General features: G+C 61.5%; 17 protein-coding genes. 8 read left to right on the top strand and 9 right to left on the bottom strand.

All coding sequences use genetic code 11. The features are described from left to right. The first annotated feature begins 83 nt into the window (after positions 1–83). Complete coding sequence (bfr, locus tag PFLQ2_RS03695) at positions 84–548, top strand: bacterioferritin (RefSeq protein WP_003186005.1); 465 nt, start codon at positions 84–86, stop codon at positions 546–548. A 73-nt stretch (positions 549–621) separates the two neighbouring features. On the opposite strand, the gene uvrA is transcribed toward bfr, so the two are convergent. Continuing rightward, positions 622–3,456 (bottom strand): excinuclease ABC subunit UvrA, encoded by a 2,835-nt coding sequence (uvrA, locus tag PFLQ2_RS03700; RefSeq protein ID WP_003186003.1) that lies wholly within the window; start codon positions 3,454–3,456, stop codon positions 622–624. A gap of 179 nt (positions 3,457–3,635) precedes the next feature. On the opposite strand from uvrA, the gene PFLQ2_RS03705 reads away from it, so the two are divergent. Together PFLQ2_RS03705 and PFLQ2_RS03710 are read left to right on the top strand one after the other, a co-directional pair. Continuing rightward, on the top strand, positions 3,636–5,033 hold the full coding sequence (locus tag PFLQ2_RS03705) for an MFS transporter (protein WP_003186002.1): 1,398 nt from the start codon (positions 3,636–3,638) through the stop codon (positions 5,031–5,033). A gap of 9 nt (positions 5,034–5,042) precedes the next feature. Further along, complete coding sequence (locus tag PFLQ2_RS03710) at positions 5,043–5,564, top strand: single-stranded DNA-binding protein (protein ID WP_003186000.1); 522 nt, start codon at positions 5,043–5,045, stop codon at positions 5,562–5,564. Between the two features lie 138 nt (positions 5,565–5,702). Here PFLQ2_RS03710 and PFLQ2_RS30765 read toward each other — a convergent pair whose 3' ends face one another. The 3 genes from PFLQ2_RS30765 to PFLQ2_RS03715 form a co-directional block, all read right to left on the bottom strand. Then, a complete protein-coding gene (locus PFLQ2_RS30765; RefSeq protein WP_225970848.1) occupies positions 5,703–6,047 on the bottom strand; it encodes a hypothetical protein in 345 nt (114 codons plus the stop codon). Then, the gene (locus tag PFLQ2_RS30760; protein ID WP_003185996.1) at positions 6,035–6,556 is read right to left on the bottom strand and encodes a hypothetical protein; all 522 of its coding nucleotides are present in this window, start codon (positions 6,554–6,556) and stop codon (positions 6,035–6,037) included. The genes PFLQ2_RS30765 and PFLQ2_RS30760 overlap by 13 nt, the downstream gene beginning before the upstream one ends. A 102-nt stretch (positions 6,557–6,658) precedes the next feature. After that, the gene (locus tag PFLQ2_RS03715) at positions 6,659–8,584 is read right to left on the bottom strand and encodes an MAC/perforin domain-containing protein (RefSeq protein WP_003185994.1); all 1,926 of its coding nucleotides are present in this window, start codon (positions 8,582–8,584) and stop codon (positions 6,659–6,661) included. 209 nt (positions 8,585–8,793) lie between these two features. On the opposite strand from PFLQ2_RS03715, the gene PFLQ2_RS30755 reads away from it, so the two are divergent. Together PFLQ2_RS30755 and PFLQ2_RS30750 are read left to right on the top strand one after the other, a co-directional pair. Then, positions 8,794–10,014, top strand: a complete 1,221-nt coding sequence (locus PFLQ2_RS30755) for a helix-turn-helix domain-containing protein (RefSeq protein ID WP_003185992.1) — start codon at positions 8,794–8,796, stop codon at positions 10,012–10,014. Beyond that, complete coding sequence (locus PFLQ2_RS30750) at positions 10,011–12,092, top strand: tetratricopeptide repeat protein (protein ID WP_003185991.1); 2,082 nt, start codon at positions 10,011–10,013, stop codon at positions 12,090–12,092. Before PFLQ2_RS30755 ends, PFLQ2_RS30750 begins: the two co-directional genes overlap by 4 nt. A gap of 81 nt (positions 12,093–12,173) precedes the next feature. On the opposite strand, the gene PFLQ2_RS03720 is transcribed toward PFLQ2_RS30750, so the two are convergent. Beyond that, positions 12,174–12,728 carry a cysteine hydrolase family protein gene (locus tag PFLQ2_RS03720; protein WP_003185990.1) on the bottom strand — a complete coding sequence of 185 codons (555 nt, stop codon included), beginning with the start codon at positions 12,726–12,728 and terminating at the stop codon, positions 12,174–12,176. Positions 12,729–12,825: 97 nt separating this feature from the next. Between PFLQ2_RS03720 and PFLQ2_RS03725 the strand changes: the two genes are divergently transcribed. The 3 genes from PFLQ2_RS03725 (at position 12,826) to PFLQ2_RS03735 (ending at position 15,890) form a co-directional block, all read left to right on the top strand. Continuing rightward, positions 12,826–13,821 carry a GlxA family transcriptional regulator gene (locus PFLQ2_RS03725; RefSeq protein WP_003185988.1) on the top strand — a complete coding sequence of 332 codons (996 nt, stop codon included), beginning with the start codon at positions 12,826–12,828 and terminating at the stop codon, positions 13,819–13,821. Between the two features lie 211 nt (positions 13,822–14,032). Then, the gene (locus tag PFLQ2_RS03730; protein WP_003185986.1) at positions 14,033–15,142 is read left to right on the top strand and encodes a DUF3182 family protein; all 1,110 of its coding nucleotides are present in this window, start codon (positions 14,033–14,035) and stop codon (positions 15,140–15,142) included. Continuing rightward, positions 15,132–15,890 (top strand): alpha/beta hydrolase family protein, encoded by a 759-nt coding sequence (locus PFLQ2_RS03735; RefSeq protein WP_003185984.1) that lies wholly within the window; start codon positions 15,132–15,134, stop codon positions 15,888–15,890. Before PFLQ2_RS03730 ends, PFLQ2_RS03735 begins: the two co-directional genes overlap by 11 nt. 156 nt (positions 15,891–16,046) lie before the next feature. Here the strand turns inward: PFLQ2_RS03735 and PFLQ2_RS03740 are convergent, their stop codons facing one another. Genes PFLQ2_RS03740 through PFLQ2_RS03755 form a run of 4 tightly spaced genes read right to left on the bottom strand, consistent with a single transcriptional unit; the run spans position 16,047 to position 20,068 of the window. Beyond that, the gene (locus tag PFLQ2_RS03740; RefSeq protein ID WP_003185981.1) at positions 16,047–17,051 is read right to left on the bottom strand and encodes a lysylphosphatidylglycerol synthase domain-containing protein; all 1,005 of its coding nucleotides are present in this window, start codon (positions 17,049–17,051) and stop codon (positions 16,047–16,049) included. Then, entirely contained in the window at positions 17,038–18,336 is a 1,299-nt protein-coding gene (gene clsB / locus PFLQ2_RS03745) for a cardiolipin synthase ClsB (protein WP_003185979.1), read from the bottom strand. The genes PFLQ2_RS03740 and clsB overlap by 14 nt, the downstream gene beginning before the upstream one ends. Beyond that, complete coding sequence (locus tag PFLQ2_RS03750; RefSeq protein ID WP_003185977.1) at positions 18,333–19,145, bottom strand: endonuclease/exonuclease/phosphatase family protein; 813 nt, start codon at positions 19,143–19,145, stop codon at positions 18,333–18,335. The genes clsB and PFLQ2_RS03750 overlap by 4 nt, the downstream gene beginning before the upstream one ends. Continuing rightward, positions 19,142–20,068 carry a DUF72 domain-containing protein gene (locus PFLQ2_RS03755; protein ID WP_003185974.1) on the bottom strand — a complete coding sequence of 309 codons (927 nt, stop codon included), beginning with the start codon at positions 20,066–20,068 and terminating at the stop codon, positions 19,142–19,144. Before PFLQ2_RS03755 ends, PFLQ2_RS03750 begins: the two co-directional genes overlap by 4 nt. Between the last annotated feature and the right edge of the window lie 241 nt (positions 20,069–20,309).

The following is a 20,309-nucleotide window of genomic DNA, read 5'->3' as shown; positions in this document are numbered from 1 at the left end:
CGCTTTTGTTGCGATGGGCGAGTGACCTTGCGGGCTTCATGGTTCAAACTACAACCTTTGAAAGCTTGTGAAGGTGCAGGGCGATGCAAGGCCACCCAGACGTAATCGATTACCTCAACACGTTGCTGACCGGCGAGCTGGCGGCCCGTGATCAATATTTCATCCATTCGCGGATGTATGAGGACTGGGGTTTCACCGAGCTCTACGAGCGAATCAACCATGAAATGGAAGAAGAGGCGCAGCATGCCGATGCACTGATGCGTCGGATTCTGATGCTCGAAGGCACACCGCGCATGCGTCCGGACGATTTGGACGTCGGCACCACGGTCCCTGACATGCTCGCCGCCGATTTGCGCCTGGAGTACAAAGTTCGCGCGGCGCTGTGCAAAGGCATCGAGCTCTGCGAGCAGCATAACGACTACGTGACTCGCGAGATATTGCGCATCCAGCTCAACGACACCGAAGAAGACCACACCTACTGGCTGGAGAAGCAACTAGGTCTGATCAAACTGATCGGCTTGGAGAATTACCTGCAATCGCAGTTCTGACCTGCGACCACAAAACATAAAAAAGCCCCTGCCATTGATGAGATGGCAGGGGCTTTTTTATGTGCAGGTGGAATCAGTCCCGATCACGCTCCAGCAACGGCTTGAGGTAATGACCGGTGTAGGACTGCTTCATGTCGGCCACTTGCTCAGGCGTCCCTACGGCGATGATCTGGCCCCCTTTGGATCCGCCTTCCGGTCCCAGGTCCACTAGCCAGTCAGCGGTCTTGATGACGTCCAGGTTGTGCTCGATCACTACCACGGTGTTGCCGTGGTCGCGCAGGCGATGCAGCACGTCGAGCAATTGCTGGATATCGGCGAAATGGAGGCCCGTGGTCGGCTCGTCGAGGATGTACAGGGTCTTGCCGGTGTCGCGCTTGGACAGCTCGCGGGACAATTTGACCCGCTGGGCTTCACCGCCGGACAAGGTCGTCGCCGACTGCCCGAGCTTGATATACGACAAACCCACATCCATGAGCGTCTGGAGCTTGCGCGCCAGTGCCGGCACCGCGTCGAAGAACACCCGGGCTTCCTCGATGGTCATCTCGAGGGTCTCATGGATGTTCTTGCCCTTGTACTTGATCTCCAGGGTTTCGCGGTTGTAACGCTTGCTCTTGCACACGTCGCAGGGCACATAAATGTCCGGCAGGAAGTGCATTTCCACCTTGATCAAGCCGTCGCCCTGGCAGGCCTCGCAGCGCCCGCCCTTGACGTTGAAGGAGAACCGCCCCGGGCCGTAACCCCGGGAGCGAGACTCCGGCACGCCGGCGAACAATTCGCGGATCGGCGTGAACAAACCGGTGTAGGTCGCCGGGTTGGAGCGCGGTGTGCGGCCGATCGGGCTCTGGTCGATGTCAACGACCTTGTCCAGGTGCTCCAGGCCCTTGATGCTATCGTGGGCGGCAGCTTCCAGGGTCGTGGCACCGTTCAGGGCCGTGGCGCTGAGGGGGAACAAGGTGTTGTTGATCAGCGTCGACTTGCCGGAGCCGGATACGCCGGTGACGCAGGTCAGCAGGCCGATGGGGATTTCCAGGTCGACGTTGCGCAGGTTGTTGCCGCGGGCACCCTTGAGGGTCAGGGATAATTTCTTGTTGCGCGGTGTGCGCTTGGCCGGAACCTTGATTTTCACCCGGCCCGACAAGTATTTGCCGGTCAGGGAGTCAGGGTGGGCCATGACTTCGGCGGCGGTGCCTTGGGCAACGATATGCCCGCCGTGCACGCCCGCGCCCGGGCCGATGTCCACCACGTAATCTGCCAGGCGAATCGCGTCTTCGTCGTGCTCGACCACGATCACCGTGTTGCCGATGTCCCGCAGGTGCTTCAGGGTCCCGAGCAGCCGATCGTTGTCGCGCTGGTGCAGGCCGATGGACGGCTCGTCGAGGATGTACATCACGCCCACCAGGCCGGCGCCGATCTGGCTGGCCAGGCGGATACGCTGGGCTTCGCCGCCGGACAGGGTGTCTGCGCTGCGGTCGAGGGTCAGGTAATCCAGGCCGACATTCACCAGGAACTGCAGGCGCTCGCGGATTTCCTTGAGGATCTTGTCGGCAATTTCGCCACGACGACCGGTGAGCTTCAGTCCGCCGAAATAATCGGTGGCGTCGCCGATCGGCAGGTTGGTCACCGCCGGCAGGGTTTTCTCACCGACCCATACGTGCCGCGCCTCACGACGCAAGCGCGTGCCACGGCAATCGGGGCAAGGCTGGGTGCTGAGGAACTTGGCCAATTCTTCGCGCACGCTGGCAGATTCGGTCTCGCGGTAACGCCGTTCCAGGTTCGGCACGATGCCTTCGAACGGGTGGGAGCGCTTGACGATATCGCCGCGGTCGTTCAGGTATTTGAAGTCGACATTCTGCGAGCCGCTGCCATGCAGGATGGACTTCTGCTGGTCGGCGGGCAACTCGTTGAACGGCTTGTCCAGGCTGAACTTGTAGTGGGCTGCCAGGGAGCCAAGCATCTGGAAGTAATAGACGTTGCGCCTGTCCCAGCCGCGAATCGCGCCTTCGGCCAGGGTGAGTTCCCCGTTCACCAGGCGCTTGGTGTCGAAGAACTGCTTGACCCCCAGGCCATCGCAGGTCGGGCAGGCGCCGGCCGGGTTGTTGAAGGAGAACAGCTTGGGTTCCAGCTCGCTGATGGCGTGGCCGCAGATCGGGCAGGCGAAGCGCGCGGAGAAGATGATCTCTTCGCCAGGTTCGTCTTCCATCGGCGCCACCAGGGCGATGCCGTCGGCCAGTTTCAGCGCCGTCTCGAAGGACTCGGCCAGCCGCTGCTGCAGGTCGGCGCGAACCTTGAAACGGTCGACCACCACATCGATCGAATGCTTCTTCTGTTTGTCCAGCTTCGGCAGTTCGTCCAGCTCGCAGAGCTTGCCGTTGACCCGGGCCCGGACGAAGCCTTGGGCGCGCAGCTCTTCGAAAACCATCAGGTGCTCGCCCTTGCGCTCGCGAATCACCGGCGCCAGCAACATCAGCTTGCTGCCTTCCGGCTGGGCCAGCACCAGGTCGACCATCTGGCTGACGGTCTGGGCTTCCAGGGGGATGTCGTGATCGGGGCAACGGGGGATGCCGACTCGCGCATACAGCAGACGCAGGTAGTCGTAGATCTCGGTGATGGTGCCGACCGTCGACCGTGGGTTGTGGGACGTGGACTTCTGTTCGATGGAGATCGCCGGCGACAGGCCTTCGATGGTGTCGACGTCGGGTTTTTCCATCATCGACAGGAACTGCCGGGCGTAGGCCGACAGCGACTCGACATAGCGTCGCTGGCCTTCGGCGTACAAGGTGTCGAAAGCCAGCGATGATTTGCCGGATCCGGACAGGCCGGTGATGACGATCAGTTTGTCCCGTGGCAGGGTCAGGTCGATGTTCTTCAGGTTGTGGGTACGGGCCCCACGAATCAGGATCTTGTCCAAAGTGGCCTCGCTCGGCGGGCGTCGAAAACGTAGGAGTATACGGGCAAATACTGGATGGATGCACACTATTGAAGGTGCGATTGCAGCCATACATGAAGACTGCGCGGCAAACGGTCGCCATATACCCCCTCAATCGATGGGACTGGTAGAATCGCCGCCGGTTCACATGAGGTTTTTCCATGCACGATCCCCACAGCGAACGCATGAGTAGTGGCGAGACACGCGCGGCAAGCGGTCTGGCCCTGGTGTTCGCCTTCCGTATGCTGGGCATGTTCATGGTGTTGCCGGTGCTGGCGACCTATGGCATGGACCTGGCGGGTGCGACCCCGGCCCTGATCGGGCTGGCGATTGGCGCCTATGGCCTGACCCAGGCGATTTTCCAGATTCCGTTCGGGGTCATTTCCGACCGTATCGGGCGGCGTCCCGTGATTTACCTGGGGCTGATCGTCTTCGCCCTGGGCAGCATGCTGGCGGCCAATGCCGACTCGATCTGGGGCGTGATCGCCGGACGCGTCCTGCAAGGCGCGGGCGCTATTTCCGCAGCGGTCATGGCGTTGCTGTCGGACCTGACCCGCGAACAGCATCGGACCAAGGCCATGGCCATGATCGGCATGACGATAGGTCTGTCGTTCGCTGTCGCCATGGTCGTAGGACCGCTGCTGACCCGTGCCTTTGGCTTGTCGGGATTGTTCCTGGCGACGGGTGCGATGGCGCTGGTAGGCATCCTGATCGTCGCATTCATGGTGCCGCGCTCCACCGGGCCGTTGCAGCACCGTGAATCCGGGGTGGCTCGCCAGGCGCTGATCCCGACGCTCAAGCACCCGGACCTGTTGCGCCTGGACCTGGGCATTTTCGTGCTCCACGCCATGCTGATGTCCAGCTTCGTGGCCTTGCCGCTGGCGCTGGTGGAGAAGGCCGGCCTGCCCAAGGAACAGCACTGGTGGGTCTATCTGACCGCATTGCTGATTTCGTTTTTCGCGATGATCCCGTTCATCATCTATGGCGAGAAACGACGCAAAATGAAACGAGTTTTGCTCGGCGCCGTCGTGACGCTGATGCTCACTGAGCTATTCTTCTGGCAGTTCGGCGATAGCTTGCGAGCCTTGGTGATCGGCACGGTGGTGTTCTTCACCGCGTTCAATCTCCTGGAGGCATCGCTGCCGTCGCTGATCAGCAAGGTTTCTCCGGCGGGCGGCAAGGGCACGGCAATGGGGGTTTATTCCACCAGCCAATTCCTGGGCTCGGCGTTGGGCGGGATCCTCGGCGGTTGGCTGTTCCAGCATGGCGGTTTGTCGGTTGTGTTCCTGGGTTGCGCCGCGCTGGCTGCACTTTGGCTGCTCTTTGCTGTTACCATGCGCGAACCTCCCTATGTGACGAGCCTGCGCTTGCCCTTATCGCCCGAGGCGATTCGTGAGGCTGGCCTGACCGAGCGCCTGAAGGCCGTCGTTGGAGTAACCGATGCAGTGGTGGTCGCCGACGAGGCGGCCGTATATATCAAACTGGACACCGAATTATTGGATCGTGCGACGCTTGAGCGCCTGGTGAACAACCCGGCCCCGAACGCGTGCGAAGCCTAGGAGAACGTTATGGCCCGTGGGGTTAACAAAGTCATATTGGTCGGTACTTGCGGCCAGGATCCCGAAGTTCGCTACCTGCCGAACGGCAACGCCGTGACCAACCTGAGTCTGGCGACCAGCGAACAGTGGACCGACAAGCAGACCGGCCAGAAGGTCGAGAAGACCGAATGGCACCGCGTGTCGATGTTCGGCAAGGTGGCCGAGATCGCTGGCGAATACCTGCGCAAGGGTTCGCAGGTGTACATCGAGGGCAAACTGCAGACCCGCGAATGGGAAAAAGACGGCATCAAGCGCTACACCACTGAAATCGTGGTCGACATGCAAGGCACCATGCAACTGCTGGGCGGCCGTCCACAGGGTGACCAGCAGCAAGGTGGCAACAACTACCAGCAGTCGGCTCCACGCCAGCAGGCGCCACGTCCGCAGCAGTCGTCGGCTCCACAGCCACAACGCGAACGCCCAGCTCCGCAGCAGGCCGCGCCGCAACCGGCTCCGGATTTCGACAGCTTTGATGACGATATTCCGTTCTGATACCTGCCTCAGCTAGCCTCTCTAAAAACCCAAGCGTCTTGCGCTTGGGTTTTTTTTTGGCACAGACCCGGTCCAGCGGTTCTTCCTGGGCTACATCATCCAGATTTTTCGTGCCTGCCTGCCTGCCGTGCAGTCGCCTCACGGCCGATAATTGGCTGGTATTTCATGCCGCGTCGGCGTCGTCTCCTCGTGGTAGTGCGGTTTGCCTTGCGGAGAGGCCATCAAGGTCGAATTGGCCAGGATCGTCTCCGTCAGCAAGCAGTCCTCACCTTCCCCGAACCAGCAGGCCAGCGCCGAGTTTCGGTTGCCATGCATGTCCACGACGACCGGCCAGTTTTCGATGCCGTGGGCGTCACTGGGGGCAATGTCGGGGTAATGCTTGGGCGGCAAGACCAATGCATCGCCCGGCTGGACCCACAGGTCAGCCAGATAAATCTCCCTCGACCCAGGCCGCCAGCGGGCGACGCTGATTACCAGCGGCAAGCGCCCGTAGCGGGAAAAAACGCGTGGGGAAAGTTGTGGTATTCGAGGTCGGTCGGGTTGTAGGTCAGCAACTCGCGTTGGTGCGCAGGGCCCAGGTAGGGCGATTGATGGCCTGCCCATTTGCCGTAGGTATATTGGCCGAGGATCAACTGGTCATACTCGAAACGCAGGCATTCGCCGTTGCCGAGCAGAGTCATGCCGAAGGCTTGCGCCGTTTCCTTGGTTGCCCGGATCGGTGCGTAATGCACTTCGCTGGCGTGGAAATCGAACGTCTTGATCCAGTAGGGGCCGGCGCTCGTGGGAACCTCACGGTCGCTCCAACTGATGCCGGTGTAGCGAGTGCCCAGGGACAGGGCCGGGTTCTCGGGGCTGAGCGGAATCAGGTTGCCGCGCACTTGGGCACTCGGCTGCGCCAAGCCATGGTCGTTGAATAGGTAGGGGAATCGACGGGGATCGAGCGCTGTTTCCACGCCGTCGCCGATAAAGGGAACGCTGTTGAAGACTTGCATCGTATGGGACCACGCACGCAAGAGGGCTAAAGGGAGGGTGTTCAATCGCCCAACGAACCTGCGGGAGCAAGCTCGCTCCCACAGGGATGTAGCTATTGGGTATCAACTGTACGGACGATGCTGCTCGCGCAACCAATCCATGCCGTGCGGTTCGCGCCAAGGCCGGACTGCGGCGCGCTTTTCCACCTGGGTCAGGCACAAGGCGTCCATCCAGTAGTAGACCATCAACAGATGGAACACCTCATCGCCGCGCCGGTCCCAGATCACGTCGTCTTGCTGGCGACCCGGTTCAATGGGCTTGAGACGGCAGTCGCTCCGGTCGTGCATGCCTTGCAGACACGTTCCGGTCTCATAATTGATCAACAGGACCGGATGGTTGATTTCCGGATAAGGTTTTTCCAGTTCGGGGATGTACCAGAATTGCCCCGGGTTGTGCCTGTCTGGCGTTTGCATGGCAATGCGGGTCTTGTTCTGCGGGTCGCAGGCCAGCGCCGGTTTGGTGTCGGTGTTGTTGCGCACGATGTACAGCACGGTGCAGGGGTCTTCATCGGTCTTCTCCGTTTGCACCAGCTTGACGTTGCCGAAGGAGTCATGGGAAAGGCGCGCCTTGACTCTCACCGTCGGGTTGAGGTCCTTGCCCGCCTGGCCGAAACCGGCGATGAGCCCGTCGACGCCCGGCACTTCCAGGTTATTCCCCGCCAACACGTAAGTGAGGCCGGCCAAAGGGTTAGGCTGCATGTGCTTGGTCAGGGACTCCCAGCGCTTGAGCGCCTGGTCGCTGGCACCGTTGAGCCGCAGGGCCTCACGCATGGCACGTGTCGGGTAGTAGCGGTTGTCGCGGGGCCAGCGTTCAGTGGCCATCAACAATTTGTGTCCGGTTTTCTGTTTCAGCATCAGAGCCAGCGCATCCCAGAACTTTTCAAAGTCCTCGGTGGATGCAGTTGTTGCCGGTGGGGTGTGAAACGTTTCGCTGGTTTCCTTGCTCTTGTTATTGACGAATACCATCCGCAGGGCGGGGCCGGTCGCCGTGGCGACGGAGGTCATGAGTTGGTCGGAGCGGCCTAGAACGATCACCGACTCCTGCCAGTTCGCGTCGATTTCCGCCTTATAGCTGGTGTACCACTGGTAGGCCTGCTCCAGCGCCGTACGCGTCTCGCCGCCCTTGACGAAGAGGTAGACCGGTGAAAGTTTCAACTCCACGACCTTGGGATCATCGGCCAGCGACTCACGCCATTTGGCGAAATCTGCGTTGCAGTTGCTAGGGTCAACCCCATTGAAACGGATCGAATGCGCACCGCCCTGGGTGGTCAGGTTCGCGTTGCGATGGGCCAGGTTTTTCTTGACCGTTTCCGAAATCGAGGTCGATGCGCTGCCGCTGACGAATGCGCCGTACTCAGCCTTGACCATCGCATCGAGGGTGTTGGTCTGGCTGAGGTAGGTCTTGAGTGCAGTCATTGCATAGTTCAGCGAGCCACCGACGGTCACCTCGCTGACAATATCGACACCGAAATCAACGAAGAAATCGAAGAATGGCTTCGGAGCGCTTGCCTCAAAGGTTTTGGGCAGATCGGTAATGCGTGCCTTGAAGGTCTCGGTGGCATTCTCTGGGTTGACCGCCAGAGTCAGTTTCCACAATCGTGCTGTGTGGCTGTACAGCGCTGCCTCACGTTCTTCGAAGGTTTTGATGTCGCTGCCGAAGGTGACCTTGAAACCGGCGGAAAAGGCACCGTACTTGCCGGCCGCCTCGACACTCGACTGGGTGTGACGTTCGTACTCGTCGCGGGAGGTAAACGTCTCCGTCACGAAGTTGTCCTGGGCGACCACGGTGCTCATGGTGACGTTCTTGCCCACGTTATAAGACGTCTGTTTGTACGCCACGGCCCGTTTGCCCGACTCGGTATCACCGACCTTTTGGCATTCCTTGCTTTCATGGGCCCAATCGAGCCGATTCAGCCCTCGCCCCAGTAGTTGCGAGCCGCCGATGTCTCGCGGGTCGTTGCTCGAGTTGCCCATCAGTCCATCGCTCATCGCCTTTCTCCCATACTCAGGTTGTATCAATTGGGTGCCAATTGATGGGATTGAGTATCTGGAGGCTCGTGATAACCGGACAGTCCAGAGCGGTGTCAGTCCGGTATCAGTTTGGTATCAGGCCAAATGCCATCTTTCAGTAACCCGGAGAGAGCCGCAGGAGTACACTCGATCGGCTGCCGTCGTCCCAGGATGGAAGGGCTATCGCCATGGACTTGCGACACAACACCTTTGCGGTCCTGCCCAAGCGCGATGCCTCGATATCCGACGGTCGTGTCCTGCTGGACGCTGTGTCGTTGAAAGGGCTGCGTAAACAGCATGGCCTGAGCCAGGAAACCCTGGCAGAAGCCTGCCTGAACCGGCATTTATGCGTCTCGATCGCCTCCATCAAGCGCGCCGAAACCGGCAAGCTGGTGCTTTACCGTACCGCTCGGCACCTGGCGACGGCCTTCGGGGTCGATGTGAGTGCGCTGTTGGGCGATCCCGCCTCGGCGGCTTTGGTGCATATCCAACAAACGATGAGCGAGCTGCACCAGACGGCTTTTGTGCAACAGGCGCGCAAACAGGTCGATGACAGCGTCATCCGCTATGTGCTTGAGCTGTCCTTTCGGATCGATGGGCTGCCAGCCAAGGCGTTCTTGGATGAAATCGAGCGACTGGTGCGTCAGTTCGGCGGAGTGCCAGTGGGGTTGACCCAGGATGTGGTGATCGCCCAGTTCGGTTCTCCACAGGCGTATCGCAGCGATAGTGAGCGGGGGCTGCTTTGTGCGCTGGCGCTGAGTCGGGAACAGTTCGTAGCGCCCGGGCATGCCTTGTTGCTGCGGCTTGTGCGACTGAGTGTCGAAACCACGGGGCAGGAGGCCGAGCCTGTCTTGTTTGCGCAAAAGTCACTGCTGGATCGTCATGGGCATGCGCCGGTGTATGTTGCGCAGAACCTGCTGGAACAGCTCACTGCACGGTTTGAATTTTCCTCTACCGATGATGAGTTTCAGGCCTATCGCAAATGCCTGCGTCCGCGCAGCCTTGATGAAAATGCATCACGTCCGTTGGTGGGGCGGGCTATCGAGCTACTGCAGTTCAAGGTGGTGATCGAGGCCACCCAGGAGTGCCAGGACGGACACATCGTTTATTTGCGTGGCACGGCGGGCATCGGTAAGACCCGGCTGGTCAGCGAGTTTTCTGAAATGGCCCGGCAGCGTGGCTTTGCCTGCCATCGCGGCGATGTGCTGGATTTCGGCATGGACAACAGTCTCTGGCCCTTGGGACAACTGGTGACCAGTCTGCTCGAGCTGGGTGAAGCGTCGCCCGTTAGCGTGTCGCAGTTGGACGCCGCGATGTCTCTCCTGAAAGTGGCTGCCGAGCATCGAATGTTCTTGCAAGTGCTGGCGGGCGTGGCGTCTATCGACCCCCCATCCTTTATGGCGAGATGAGCAACCAGGCCCGTACCCAAGGGCTTTTCCAGGCCTTGCTCGACGTGTTGCTGCGCATTGCGGTGCAGCAGCCTTTGTTGATCTGCCTCGAAGACCTGCATTGGGGCGATGCCACGCTGTTTACGTTGCTCGGCAGGCTGCTCGATGCCACTGACGAAGCGCCGGTCGTCTGGCTGCTGACGTCCCGTCCCGAAGGTGACCCGCTGGAGGGCGAAATCCGTGCGCATTCTTCCCGCCCGATGAGTCTGCTCGACATTGCGCCGATCCGGGTGCGGGAGGCCACGGTCCTGGCGGAGCAATTCACCGAAGTCGATCCGCGCTACCGGTCTGAATGCGTCGCTCGTGCCCAAGGCAATCCGCTGTATCTGACGCAACTGCTGTCGAGCCCGCAGGGTGTTTTCCCCGACAGCCTGCGACATCTGGTCCAGACCCGCGTTGACAAACTGGCCGCCGAGCAGCGTCGCGCCCTGCATTACGCCGCCGTGCTGGGGAGTCGCTTCGAACTGACGCTGTGGCGCCAAGCGCTGGGACAGCCCGCTTATCTGCCAACGGCGGACATGCGCCTGGGCCTGCTGCGGGAGGTCGAGCCAGGCAGCTTTCTGTTTGTCCACGATCTGGTCATGCACTGCCTCTACGATGCAATGCCAACGTTGCTTCGCGAGCAGTTGCACGGTGAGGTGGCGAATCTCTACCGCACGCGCGACCGCATGCTTTATGCCCAGCATCTGCTACGGGCCAGCGATCCGGCGGCGTTCGATGCGCTGTTGGTCGCCATGGGCGAAAAACGGCTGGCCTGCCAGTACGACAGCGTACTTGCGCTGGCGCGGCAGTGTTCGGTGTTTGCCGAGCGCGCGCAGAACGATTTTACCTTCGCGTTGTTGTGCGGCCAGGCATGTTCGGGCCTGGGCCAGACCGTGGATGCCCGGGCGCATTTTCAGCGGGCATTGAGATTGGCCAACCAGCCGCAGGATCAGATCGACTCCGCGTTGGGGCTGGCGGCAGCACTCAATACCCTCGATTGCCTGGACGAGGAGGAGCGCCTGATCGAGGACATGCTGCCCATCGCCCGGGCCATGCAGGCCCATACAGCATTGGCCCGGTTGAACCACTTGCGTGGAAACATCTACTTTCCACGGGGCGATTACGTCGAGTGTCGCCGGCTTCATGAACAGGCCTTGTCCTTCGCCCGCATCGGTCGAGATCTGGAGACCGAGGCCAAGGCCTTGAGTGGCATTGGCGATTCCTACTACGCGCAAGGACGCATGCAGACCGCCTATGAAGTCTTCGACCAGTGCGTGCGCCTGTGCGAGCGCAATGGGCTGGCACTCGTGGAAGCGGGCAATCGCAGTGCCCGGGGATCGGCGCGACTCTACTTGGGCCAGCCGGAACCAGCCTTGCGTGATGCCATGGAGGCCATCGAACACAGCGTCCGGCAGGGCAATCATCGAGCGCAGATCTTTTCGCGATTGACTGCGGCCTGGGTACTGGTGGCGGGCGGCCAGGATTCGTTGGCAGAGCAAGAGCTGAGCTGCGCCCTGGTGCTGGCGCGCAGCCTTGGCGCCAGCCGTTTCGAGGCGATCCTGCTGGAAGGGTTGGCGCGGGTGGCGTTGCGCCAGGGTGAGCGTGGGCTGGCACAGACATTGATCATGGAAGCGGCGAGCCTGGTGGAACGCTTCGAGATTCAGCGTTACATCGGACCCTGGGTCTACGGCAGCCTGGCGATGATCAGCGACGACGAGCAGCTCAGCCAGCAGGCCTTGTCGAAGGGCGAAGCCCAGCTCGCTCAAGCCTGTCTGGCCCACAATGCCTTGCGCTTTCGCGTGGCTGCCGCTGAAACCTGCTTGTTGGCGGGCAATATCGAACAGGCGATCTGGCATGGCCAGCAAATGGCGGCATTGCCCGAGTCGGCCTCGTGTGCCTGGATCTATCATCATGTGCGGTTGATCGGTGTGGCGGGGCAGTGGCTGCGGGATGCTGACCAGGCGAGCGGCGAGAAATTGAAAGGGCTTGTGCGCGGAGCGCAGCAGATGGGGTTCGTAGCGACCATGCCGAGGTTGTTGCCAATACTGGAGATTTGATCGCTTCCAGGCACACCGCTATTGCTTGAGACAAAACCGCACTTCGGCGACGAAGCGCGGTTTATTGGATTTTCCGGGTATTTATAGAGTGCCAGCCAAAAACGCCTCCGTGCTCACCACACTCGCATAAGCAAACCCCAGCGCCGCCATGAACGCCGCGTGCACCTGGGCGGCCGGGACAACGACACCGTTGAATTCCAGATCGAGGGTGGCGCAGGCGTCATGAATGACCGTGACGCTATAGCCCAGGTCAGCTGCGGCCCGGGTGACGCCATCGACGCACATGTGGCTCATGCTGCCGACGATTACCAATTGCTCGATGCCGTGCTGGTCGAGGATGGCTTGCAGCTCGGTCTCGCGAAACGAATTGACGAAATGTTTGAGCACCACCGGTTCTTCGGCGCGGTTGAGCACCTTGGGATGCAACTTGGCGCCTTCGGAACCCGGTGTGAAGAATGGCGCGGAATCGGATGTGAATTCGTGGCGGATATGCACCACGTGATCCCCGGCCTGCCGAAAGGCTTCGATCAGCTTCGCAGCGTTGTCGGCGGCGGTTTCGGCACCGACCAGTGGCCATTTTCCGTTAGGGAAGTAGTCGTTCTGGATATCGACTACGATGAGCGCTTGCTTGGACATGGGGGCTTCCTTGATCAGGTTGGAGTGGAGCCAGTATTGGCTTTTGCCGGCAGTTCGAGGATTGGCCGCAACGACAATAAGCGAGGGAAAACTGACAATGACGCAGGAAAGGGCAATTGCCGAACTTGGGGTGCTGCTTTATCCCGGCGTGCAATTGGCGGCAGTGCACGGCTTGACCGACCTGTTTGCCGTGGCGCAGAGGATCGCCGCCGAGCAGGCCAGCGCCCAGTTGCCGAGGCTGCGGGTGAGTCACTGGCGGGCGGAAAACGGCGAGGCCCCGCAGCGGGTGTTCGACAGCGAAACCGGCCCGGCGGGCAAGCTGGTCGCGTTGCTCATTCCACCTTCCCTGGGCGGTTTTAACGAAGGCCAGGCCTCCCGGGGCTTGATGGATTGGCTGCGCGCGCAGCACGCCGGTGGCACCGTGTTGGGCGGGGTCTGCGTAGGTTCGATTCTGCTGGCCGAAAGCGGCTTGCTCGACGGACGCAGCGCCACTACCCACTGGACTTCGGCCAAGAGCTTCGCCGCGCGTTATCCAAGGATCAAGCTCAACGCCGACAAACCCATCGTCGACGACGGTGACCTGATCACCACTGCCGGGCTGATGGCCTGGTCGGAGCTTGGGCTGCGGTTGGTGGACCGCCTGCTCGGCCCGAGCATTGCTACGCTTACGGCGCGGTTTTTGGTGATCGAGCACAGCGACAGCGCGAGCCAGTGCGGCAGCAATTTCGCGCCGATCCTCGGGCACGGCGATTCAGCCATCCTCAAGGTCCAGCACTGGCTGCAAGGCAGCGGTGCGGTGGACGTATCCTTGAGTACGATGGCCGAGCGTGCCGGGTTGGAGGAGCGCACGTTCCTGCGTCGATTCCGCGCCGCCACCGGGCTCAAGCCCACCGAGTATTGCCAGCACCTGCGCGTCGGCAAGGCCCGGGAAATGCTCGAATTCACCAATGGCACCATTGACCATATCGCCTGGACCGTCGGTTATCAGGACCCCAGCGCTTTTCGGGCTCTGTTCAAGAAAATCACCGGGCTGGCGCCAAGTGATTACCGGACGAGGTTTGGGGTGAGCCCACCGAGCGTGTCCAAAGTCTGAGGGTACGATTTGTGCCCCGTGATGCTTGGGCGCCCACCCCATCGTGCAATTTGCCAGATGTTCAGGCCAGGTCGTGCAGAATGTCGCAGGCCACTGGCTATCAACTTCCGCGATAACGCCCGCTTGCTGGACCGTCCCGGTCCGATCCACCGTTGGCCTGATCTCTGCACCCCTTTCTCTACAGCCATCGAGAGCAGGAGATAGGCAACGCATGACGCCAGTCAATCGCAGCAAAACGGTAATGGCCTATTCGGTCAACCCTCACGCGCCGCTCCATGAAGTCGAAACCAATCGTGCGCTGGCCCGTTGGCTGGCGCAGATCCTGGGACTGGAGTACGGCGGCAGCCATGACGGGCAACAACCTGCCGGGCAGGATGTGTATCTGCTGCCCACCCAGACCCTGATCGGCGCCGAGGCCGCGCGACGGTTGGGGATCAAGGGACCGGAGGACCTGTGGGGCGGTTTCGTCGAGCATGATTTCATTTGCACCAAGGCAATCGCCCACGGTCTGCTGAATAAGCAGGCGGTCGCGCCGATCGGCTGGTCGCCGTTGTTTTCCAAGTTGATCCGGGGCGCGGTGCTGGATGGTGTGACGGTTTTTTCCCTCAAGGATGCGCGCCCGGCCGCCGAGCATTTGCTCTACACCGGGCCGATCCGTCTCAAGCCGATCCATGCCAGCGCCGGACGCGACCAACGCGTGATCAAGAGCCTGGGGCAGTTCGACGAAGTTGCCGCCCGGCCTGATGCCCAGGCGCTGTTTCGCGAGGGTGTGGTGCTGGAGCAGAACCTCAGCGAGGTCAAGACCCAGAGCGTCGGCCAGAGCTTCATCAATGGCCAGGTCCTGAGCTATTGCGGTGTGCAGCATCTGACCCACGACAACGAAGGGTTGGAGGTATACGGCGGTTCGGACCTGTTGGTGGCGCAGGGCGGCTACATCGAGTTGCTCAGGCTTGAGCTGCCAGACGACGTGCGCGAGGCGGTGCGCCTGGCCCAAGTGTTCGACGACGCCGCCAGCCAGGCCTACCCGGGTTTTTTTGCTTCCCGGCGCAATTACGACATCGCCCAAGGCATCGATGCCGGCGGGCAGCCCCGTGGCGGTGTGCTGGAACAATCGTGGCGCATGGGCGGGGCCAGCAGTGCTGAGCTGGCGGCTCTGCAAGCGTTTGTCGAGGACCCCTCCATCGGCGCGGTACGCGTCTCTTCAGTGGAAACCTACCTCGACCAGCCGCTGCCGGCCGGGGCCAAGGAGGTGTATCGAGGCCCAGCGGAACACGGTGACTTTTTACTCAAATACGTAACGGTTCATTCCCATGACGGCTAGAAGCGAGACCATTCAGATTCCCATTGATGACGAGCACATGAACGGGACTTTCCTGAGTCCCAAATCCAAGGTCCCCGGCGTGTTGTTCGTGCACGGCTGGGGCGGCAGCCAACAGCGCGACCTGGAGCGGGCCAAGGGCATCGCCGGCCTGGGCTGCGTGTGCCTGACGTTCGACTTGCGCGGGCACACGGGCGGGGCGGGAATTCCCTTGTCCCGGGTCACCCGGGAAGACAATTTGCGCGACCTGCTGGCGGCCTATGATCGGCTGCTGGCCCATCCAGCCCTGGACACTTCGGCAATCGCCGTGGTGGGCACCAGCTACGGCGGCTACCTGGCCTCGATCCTGACATCGCTGCGACCGGTGCGCTGGCTGGCGCTGCGCGTGCCGGCGCTGTACCGCGACGAGCAATGGCACACGGCCAAGCGCGACCTGGATAAAAGCGATCTGCTGGATTACCGCAGCACCTTGGTGCACGCCGACACCAACCGCGCCTTGCATGCCTGCTCGCAATTTACCGGGGATGTGCTGCTGGTGGAGTCGGAGACCGACGATCATGTGCCCCACGCCACCATCATGAGCTACCGGGCCGCCTGCCAGCAGACCCATTCGCTGACTCACCGGATCATCGACGGCGCCGACCATGCCTTGAGTGACCCCGTGTCACAACAGGCCTACACCTCGATCCTCGTGGACTGGATCACGGAAATGGTGGTGGGAGAGCGGTTGAGTATCATCCAGGCGCGGTGATCCGAAATTTTGTGTCGTCCGTGCCGGCCCCTTCGCGAGCAAGCCCGCTCCCACAAATTTTGTGCAAGTGCCATAAAAGTGCGTTAACCGGCGATCGTGTGTGGGAGCGGGCTTGCTCGCGAAGAGGGCGGCACTGGCAATTTGTCTCTCAAGTATTCACCGCTTGAGCCCCGGCTTGACCCGCAACGCCTTCGCCTTCGCCTCGATCACCAGATATATCACCACTGTGATCAGCAACGGCAGGATGAAATAGATCGCCCGGTAGGCAATCAGCCCCGCCAGCAGGCTGCCCCGCGACACCTCATGCTGCAGCAGGGCGATGAACACCGCTTCCAATACCCCAAGCCCCGCCGGAATGTGGGTGATGACCCCGGCGATACTGCTGATCAGCAACACCCCGAGCACCACCGGATAATCCAGCTTGCTTGGCAGCAAAGTGAAAATCACTGCGGCCATCAGCGACCAGTTCAGCGCCCCCAGCGCCAGTTGCAGCACGGCCATGCGCAGCGACGGCAGGTTGATTTCCATGCCGCGAACCGTCCAGGCCCGACGCTTGGAGAACCGGCACGCCAACAGATACCCGGCACTCACCAGCAGCAACAGCACGCCCACGCCTTGCAGCGCATTGCTGCTCAACTTCCAGCCCGGCGGCATCGTCACCAGGCCGCTGCTGAACACTACACCCGCCAGGGTCATGTAGCCGAACCAGTTCGTGGCCAGGCTCAGCCCGAGGATCTTGGCGATATTTCCGGTGCTGACCCCCAATCGCGAATACAGCCGATAGCGCATGGCGATGCCGCCGACCCAGGCACTGAGGTTGAGGTTGAAGGCATAACTGATCACCCCCACCGGCAAGATCTGCCGCCAGCCCAGTTTCTGACGGATGTAGGTACGGCCAATCAGGTCGAAACCGGCGTAAGTGATGAAGCTGGCGAGGGTCAGCGCCGCAGCGATGATCAGGGTGCGCAGCTTGAAATCGGCGAGGGTGGCGAACACTTCGGACCAGTCGATGCGCCGGGCCAGGGTGGTGAACAGCGCGATCAGCAGGAGGAAGAAAGCCAGGGTCAGCGGTCGTTTCCAACGGCTCCAGCGCGACGCGGGCTTGGTCTGCTCCGGCGCGTGGGCGTCTCTCGGCGCGGTGCGCGCGTCAGAGTGGTTCATGGGGTTCGCTCCGCACCGCCGTTGGCGGCGAAAAAGGTTTCAAACGTGGTTTATGGGCCGGCAGCCAACCGGCCCATGAGGGGAAGTGGCGCAAGAAGTGGAACACCATGAACCCGATGGTCATGCGCCACAGCAGGCCCCGCGGGGCATGGTTTTCGGGCATGACGGTGCAATGGTTGCGGCCCAGGTAGTCGAGGCGTTCGAACAGCTCACGGTTGAACGCCCGGTCACGGATCAGCACGTTGGCTTCCAGGTTCAGGGACAAACTCAGCGGGTCGAGATTGCTCGAACCGACGGTGCTCCAGTCCTCGTCCACCAGCGCGACTTTGCCGTGCAACGGTCGCTCGCAATATTCGTAAATCACCACACCGGCCTTGAGCAGATAGCTGTAGAGCATCCGCGCCGCGAGCTTGGCGATCATCATGTCCGGCTGGCCTTGCAGGATCAGCCGCACCTCCACGCCGCGCCGCGCTGCATTGCGGATCTCGCGCAGCAGCCGATAACCAGGGAAAAAGTAGGCGTTGGCAATCACCACCCGCCGCTGGGCGCTGCGCAGCACTTGCAGGTAGACCTCTTCGATGTCGGTCTGATGTTCGTGATTGTCCCGATAGACCAGGCGCACCTGGCCGTCGTGATCATTGAAGGCCAACTCGGAGCGTCGGCTGCGGCGCCGTTGCCACCAATACTTGGCCCGGGCGGGGCGACCGCTTTGCAACAGCGCGAAATGGTGGATGTCGACCACCGCCGGGCCTTTGACCTCTACTGAATAATCCTGCTTGGCCTCGGGGCCGAAATCGCCCAGGTGGTCAGCGGAAAAGTTGATCCCGCCGATGAACGCAATCACCCCGTCCACTACCACGATCTTGCGGTGCAGGCGACGGAACCAGTTGGTTCGGATCCCCAAGTGCCGGGGCGCGGGGTCGAACATTTGCAGGCGCACCCCGGCTTCGCTCAGGGATTCCAGGAATTCGGTGGTCAGCTCGCCGCAGCCAAAACCGTCGAGGCTCACGGTGATGCGCACGCCTCGGTGGGCGGCGTCCACCAACAGATCCCGCAGTTCGTAGCCGACCTTGTCCTCGAACAGAATGAAAGTCTCCAGCAGAATTTCTGTTTCTGCCCGGCGAATGGCCTCGAATACCCGGGGGAAATATTCCTCGCCGTTTTCCAGGAGCGTGACGCGGTTGTTGCCGTGCCAGCCATATTCAATATCAGCCAGCGCTGGATTGCGCTCGGAGGGCGGCACCTCGACCTGCTCCACGGTCGCCTTGTTCATCGTCGCGCTCATAATTCGATCTCCACCGACAACGGGGCGTGGTCGGAAAGGTGCGACCAAGGCCTGACACTTAATACTTTGGGGTGATGGGCCTTGAGGTTGCGCACGTAGATGCGGTCCAGGCGCAGGATCGGCAGGCGTGCCGGAAAGCTGCGGGCCGGTTTGCCCCCGTGCTCGGCGAACACCTCGCGCAAGCCGCAAGGTTCGAGCAGGGCGCTGGCCTTGCCGAGCCAGTCGTTGAAGTCGCCGGCAACGATCACCGGCGCCTCGGGCGGTAACTCGCTCAGGCGTTGGCAAAGCAACTTGAGTTGCTCGACGCGATGGACTTCGCGCAGCCCCAGGTGGACGCAAATGGCGTGGACTTGCAGCCCTTCTTCACCCGGCAGGCGCAGGACGCTGTGGAGCATGCCGCGGCTTTCATGGCCGCTGATGGACACGTCCAGGTTGTCGTGGCGAATGATCTGGAATTTCGACAGCAGCGCGTTGCCGTGGTCGCCCGCCGGGTACACGGCGTTGCGCCCGTAGGCGAATTGCGGCCAGAGGGTGTCGGCTAAAAATTCGTATTGCGGCATGCTCGGCCAGTTGCTGTAGCGCTGGGGATGCTGCTCGTGGGTACCGTGGACCTCCTGCAAAAACACCACGTCGGCGGACACGCTGCGCACCGCTTCGCGCAGTTCCGGCAGGATGAAACGCCGATTCAGGGCAGTGAAGCCTTTATGGGTGTTGACCGTCAGAACGGTGAAACGGCTGACCCGCTCAAGACTCTGGGCCGGGCGTTGGGTCGGGTCGCGGGCGGCTTCGGTGGATTCTGGAATGCTCATGGCAAGACTCCCTCGGCCGGGCGCACACCGGGTGCGGTGGCGAGGCCTTTGTCCAGCTCGAAGCGCTCCAGCAGGTGGCGTGCGTCATAGGGCGCGCGGACTTTGATGTCATTGTCGAAGTAGCAGAACACCTCGCGGCTCTTGCGGGCCCGGGGTTTCTTTTTCGGGTCGATCAGGTGCGCATCACCCGGCTGCGTGCCATGGCTCCAGGCTTCGATCCGGTCACCCCAGCGTTTCAACGCCTCGTCGGTGTAGCCGCTGGCATACAGCTCTTCGGCACCGTGCAGGCGCAGGTAGACGAAATCGCTGGTGACGTCTTCGCGATAAGGCCATTTGCCGGCCGTGTCGGCGATCACCAAGGCGACATCGTAGCGCTTGAGCAGGGTGACAAAGCGCGGGTCGATGAAGCTCTCATGGCGGATCTCGACGGCGTGGCGCAGCGGCCGTTTTTTATCGGTCTCGGTGCTGGCATGGCCGTCCAGGCGCGGCTCATGCTCCCGGGCCAAGGCCGCGGCATTTTTGGTGTCGTGGGGCAATTGCTTGAGGAAGTCTTCGAACAGTTCGGGGTCGAATTTGAAACTGGGGGGAAACTGCCAGAGGATCACGCCGAGTTTTTCCTTGAGCTCCAGCACGCCGGAGGCAAAGAAATTGGCCAGCGGCTTGTGGATGTCCCGCAGGCGCTTGATGTGGGTGATGAAACGCGGGGCCTTGACGCTGAACACAAAGCCGGGCGGCGTCTCGGCATACCACTGGGCATACCGTTCGGGGCGTTGCAGGGCGTAGAACGATCCATTGATTTCGATGCTGTTGACCGCTCGCGAAGCAAATTGCAATTCCCGTTTCTGGGTCAGCCCCTTGGGGTAGAAATCCCCCCGCCAGGGCGTGTAGCGCCAACCGGAAATGCCAATGTGGATCGCCGTCATGTGTCCTCCCGTGCCAATGACCTCGTACTGCCTGTGTCTTGTGATGACTGTCGGGCGAGCTGGAAAGTTTCGATGGTCTTACCGGTGGTGGGGAGACCAGCTGCACTTCGCCGTGGCGAGGGAGCTTGCTCCCGCTGGGCTGCGCAGTAGCCCCAAAGTAGCGCCAAAGCATCAACCTCAAAAACAGGGCCGCTGCGCGCCCCAGCGGGAGCAAGCTCCCTCGCCACAGGGGGGTGTATTG

It is taken from the genome of Pseudomonas fluorescens Q2-87 (genome assembly GCF_000281895.1).
Lineage (GTDB): Bacteria > Pseudomonadota > Gammaproteobacteria > Pseudomonadales > Pseudomonadaceae > Aquipseudomonas > Aquipseudomonas fluorescens_S.
The sequence above is the reverse complement of the archived record's forward strand: the minus strand, read 5'-3'. Positions and strand labels throughout refer to the sequence as shown.

Coding starts and splice junctions, on each gene's coding strand:
- PFLQ2_RS03735 (WP_003185984.1), top strand. CDS start 15,132: ATGACGGCTAGAAGCGAGACCATTCAGATTCCCATTGATGACGAGCAC.
- PFLQ2_RS03705 (WP_003186002.1), top strand. CDS start 3,636: ATGCACGATCCCCACAGCGAACGCATGAGTAGTGGCGAGACACGCGCG.
- clsB (WP_003185979.1), bottom strand. CDS start 18,336: ATGAGCGCGACGATGAACAAGGCGACCGTGGAGCAGGTCGAGGTGCCG.
- PFLQ2_RS30750 (WP_003185991.1), top strand. CDS start 10,011: ATGAGCAACCAGGCCCGTACCCAAGGGCTTTTCCAGGCCTTGCTCGAC.
- PFLQ2_RS03755 (WP_003185974.1), bottom strand. CDS start 20,068: ATGACGGCGATCCACATTGGCATTTCCGGTTGGCGCTACACGCCCTGG.
- PFLQ2_RS30760 (WP_003185996.1), bottom strand. CDS start 6,556: ATGCAAGTCTTCAACAGCGTTCCCTTTATCGGCGACGGCGTGGAAACA.
- PFLQ2_RS03720 (WP_003185990.1), bottom strand. CDS start 12,728: ATGTCCAAGCAAGCGCTCATCGTAGTCGATATCCAGAACGACTACTTC.
- PFLQ2_RS03725 (WP_003185988.1), top strand. CDS start 12,826: ATGACGCAGGAAAGGGCAATTGCCGAACTTGGGGTGCTGCTTTATCCC.
- PFLQ2_RS30755 (WP_003185992.1), top strand. CDS start 8,794: ATGGACTTGCGACACAACACCTTTGCGGTCCTGCCCAAGCGCGATGCC.
- PFLQ2_RS03730 (WP_003185986.1), top strand. CDS start 14,033: ATGACGCCAGTCAATCGCAGCAAAACGGTAATGGCCTATTCGGTCAAC.
- PFLQ2_RS03750 (WP_003185977.1), bottom strand. CDS start 19,145: ATGAGCATTCCAGAATCCACCGAAGCCGCCCGCGACCCGACCCAACGC.
- PFLQ2_RS03740 (WP_003185981.1), bottom strand. CDS start 17,051: ATGAACCACTCTGACGCGCGCACCGCGCCGAGAGACGCCCACGCGCCG.
- bfr (WP_003186005.1), top strand. CDS start 84: ATGCAAGGCCACCCAGACGTAATCGATTACCTCAACACGTTGCTGACC.
- PFLQ2_RS03715 (WP_003185994.1), bottom strand. CDS start 8,584: ATGAGCGATGGACTGATGGGCAACTCGAGCAACGACCCGCGAGACATC.
- PFLQ2_RS03710 (WP_003186000.1), top strand. CDS start 5,043: ATGGCCCGTGGGGTTAACAAAGTCATATTGGTCGGTACTTGCGGCCAG.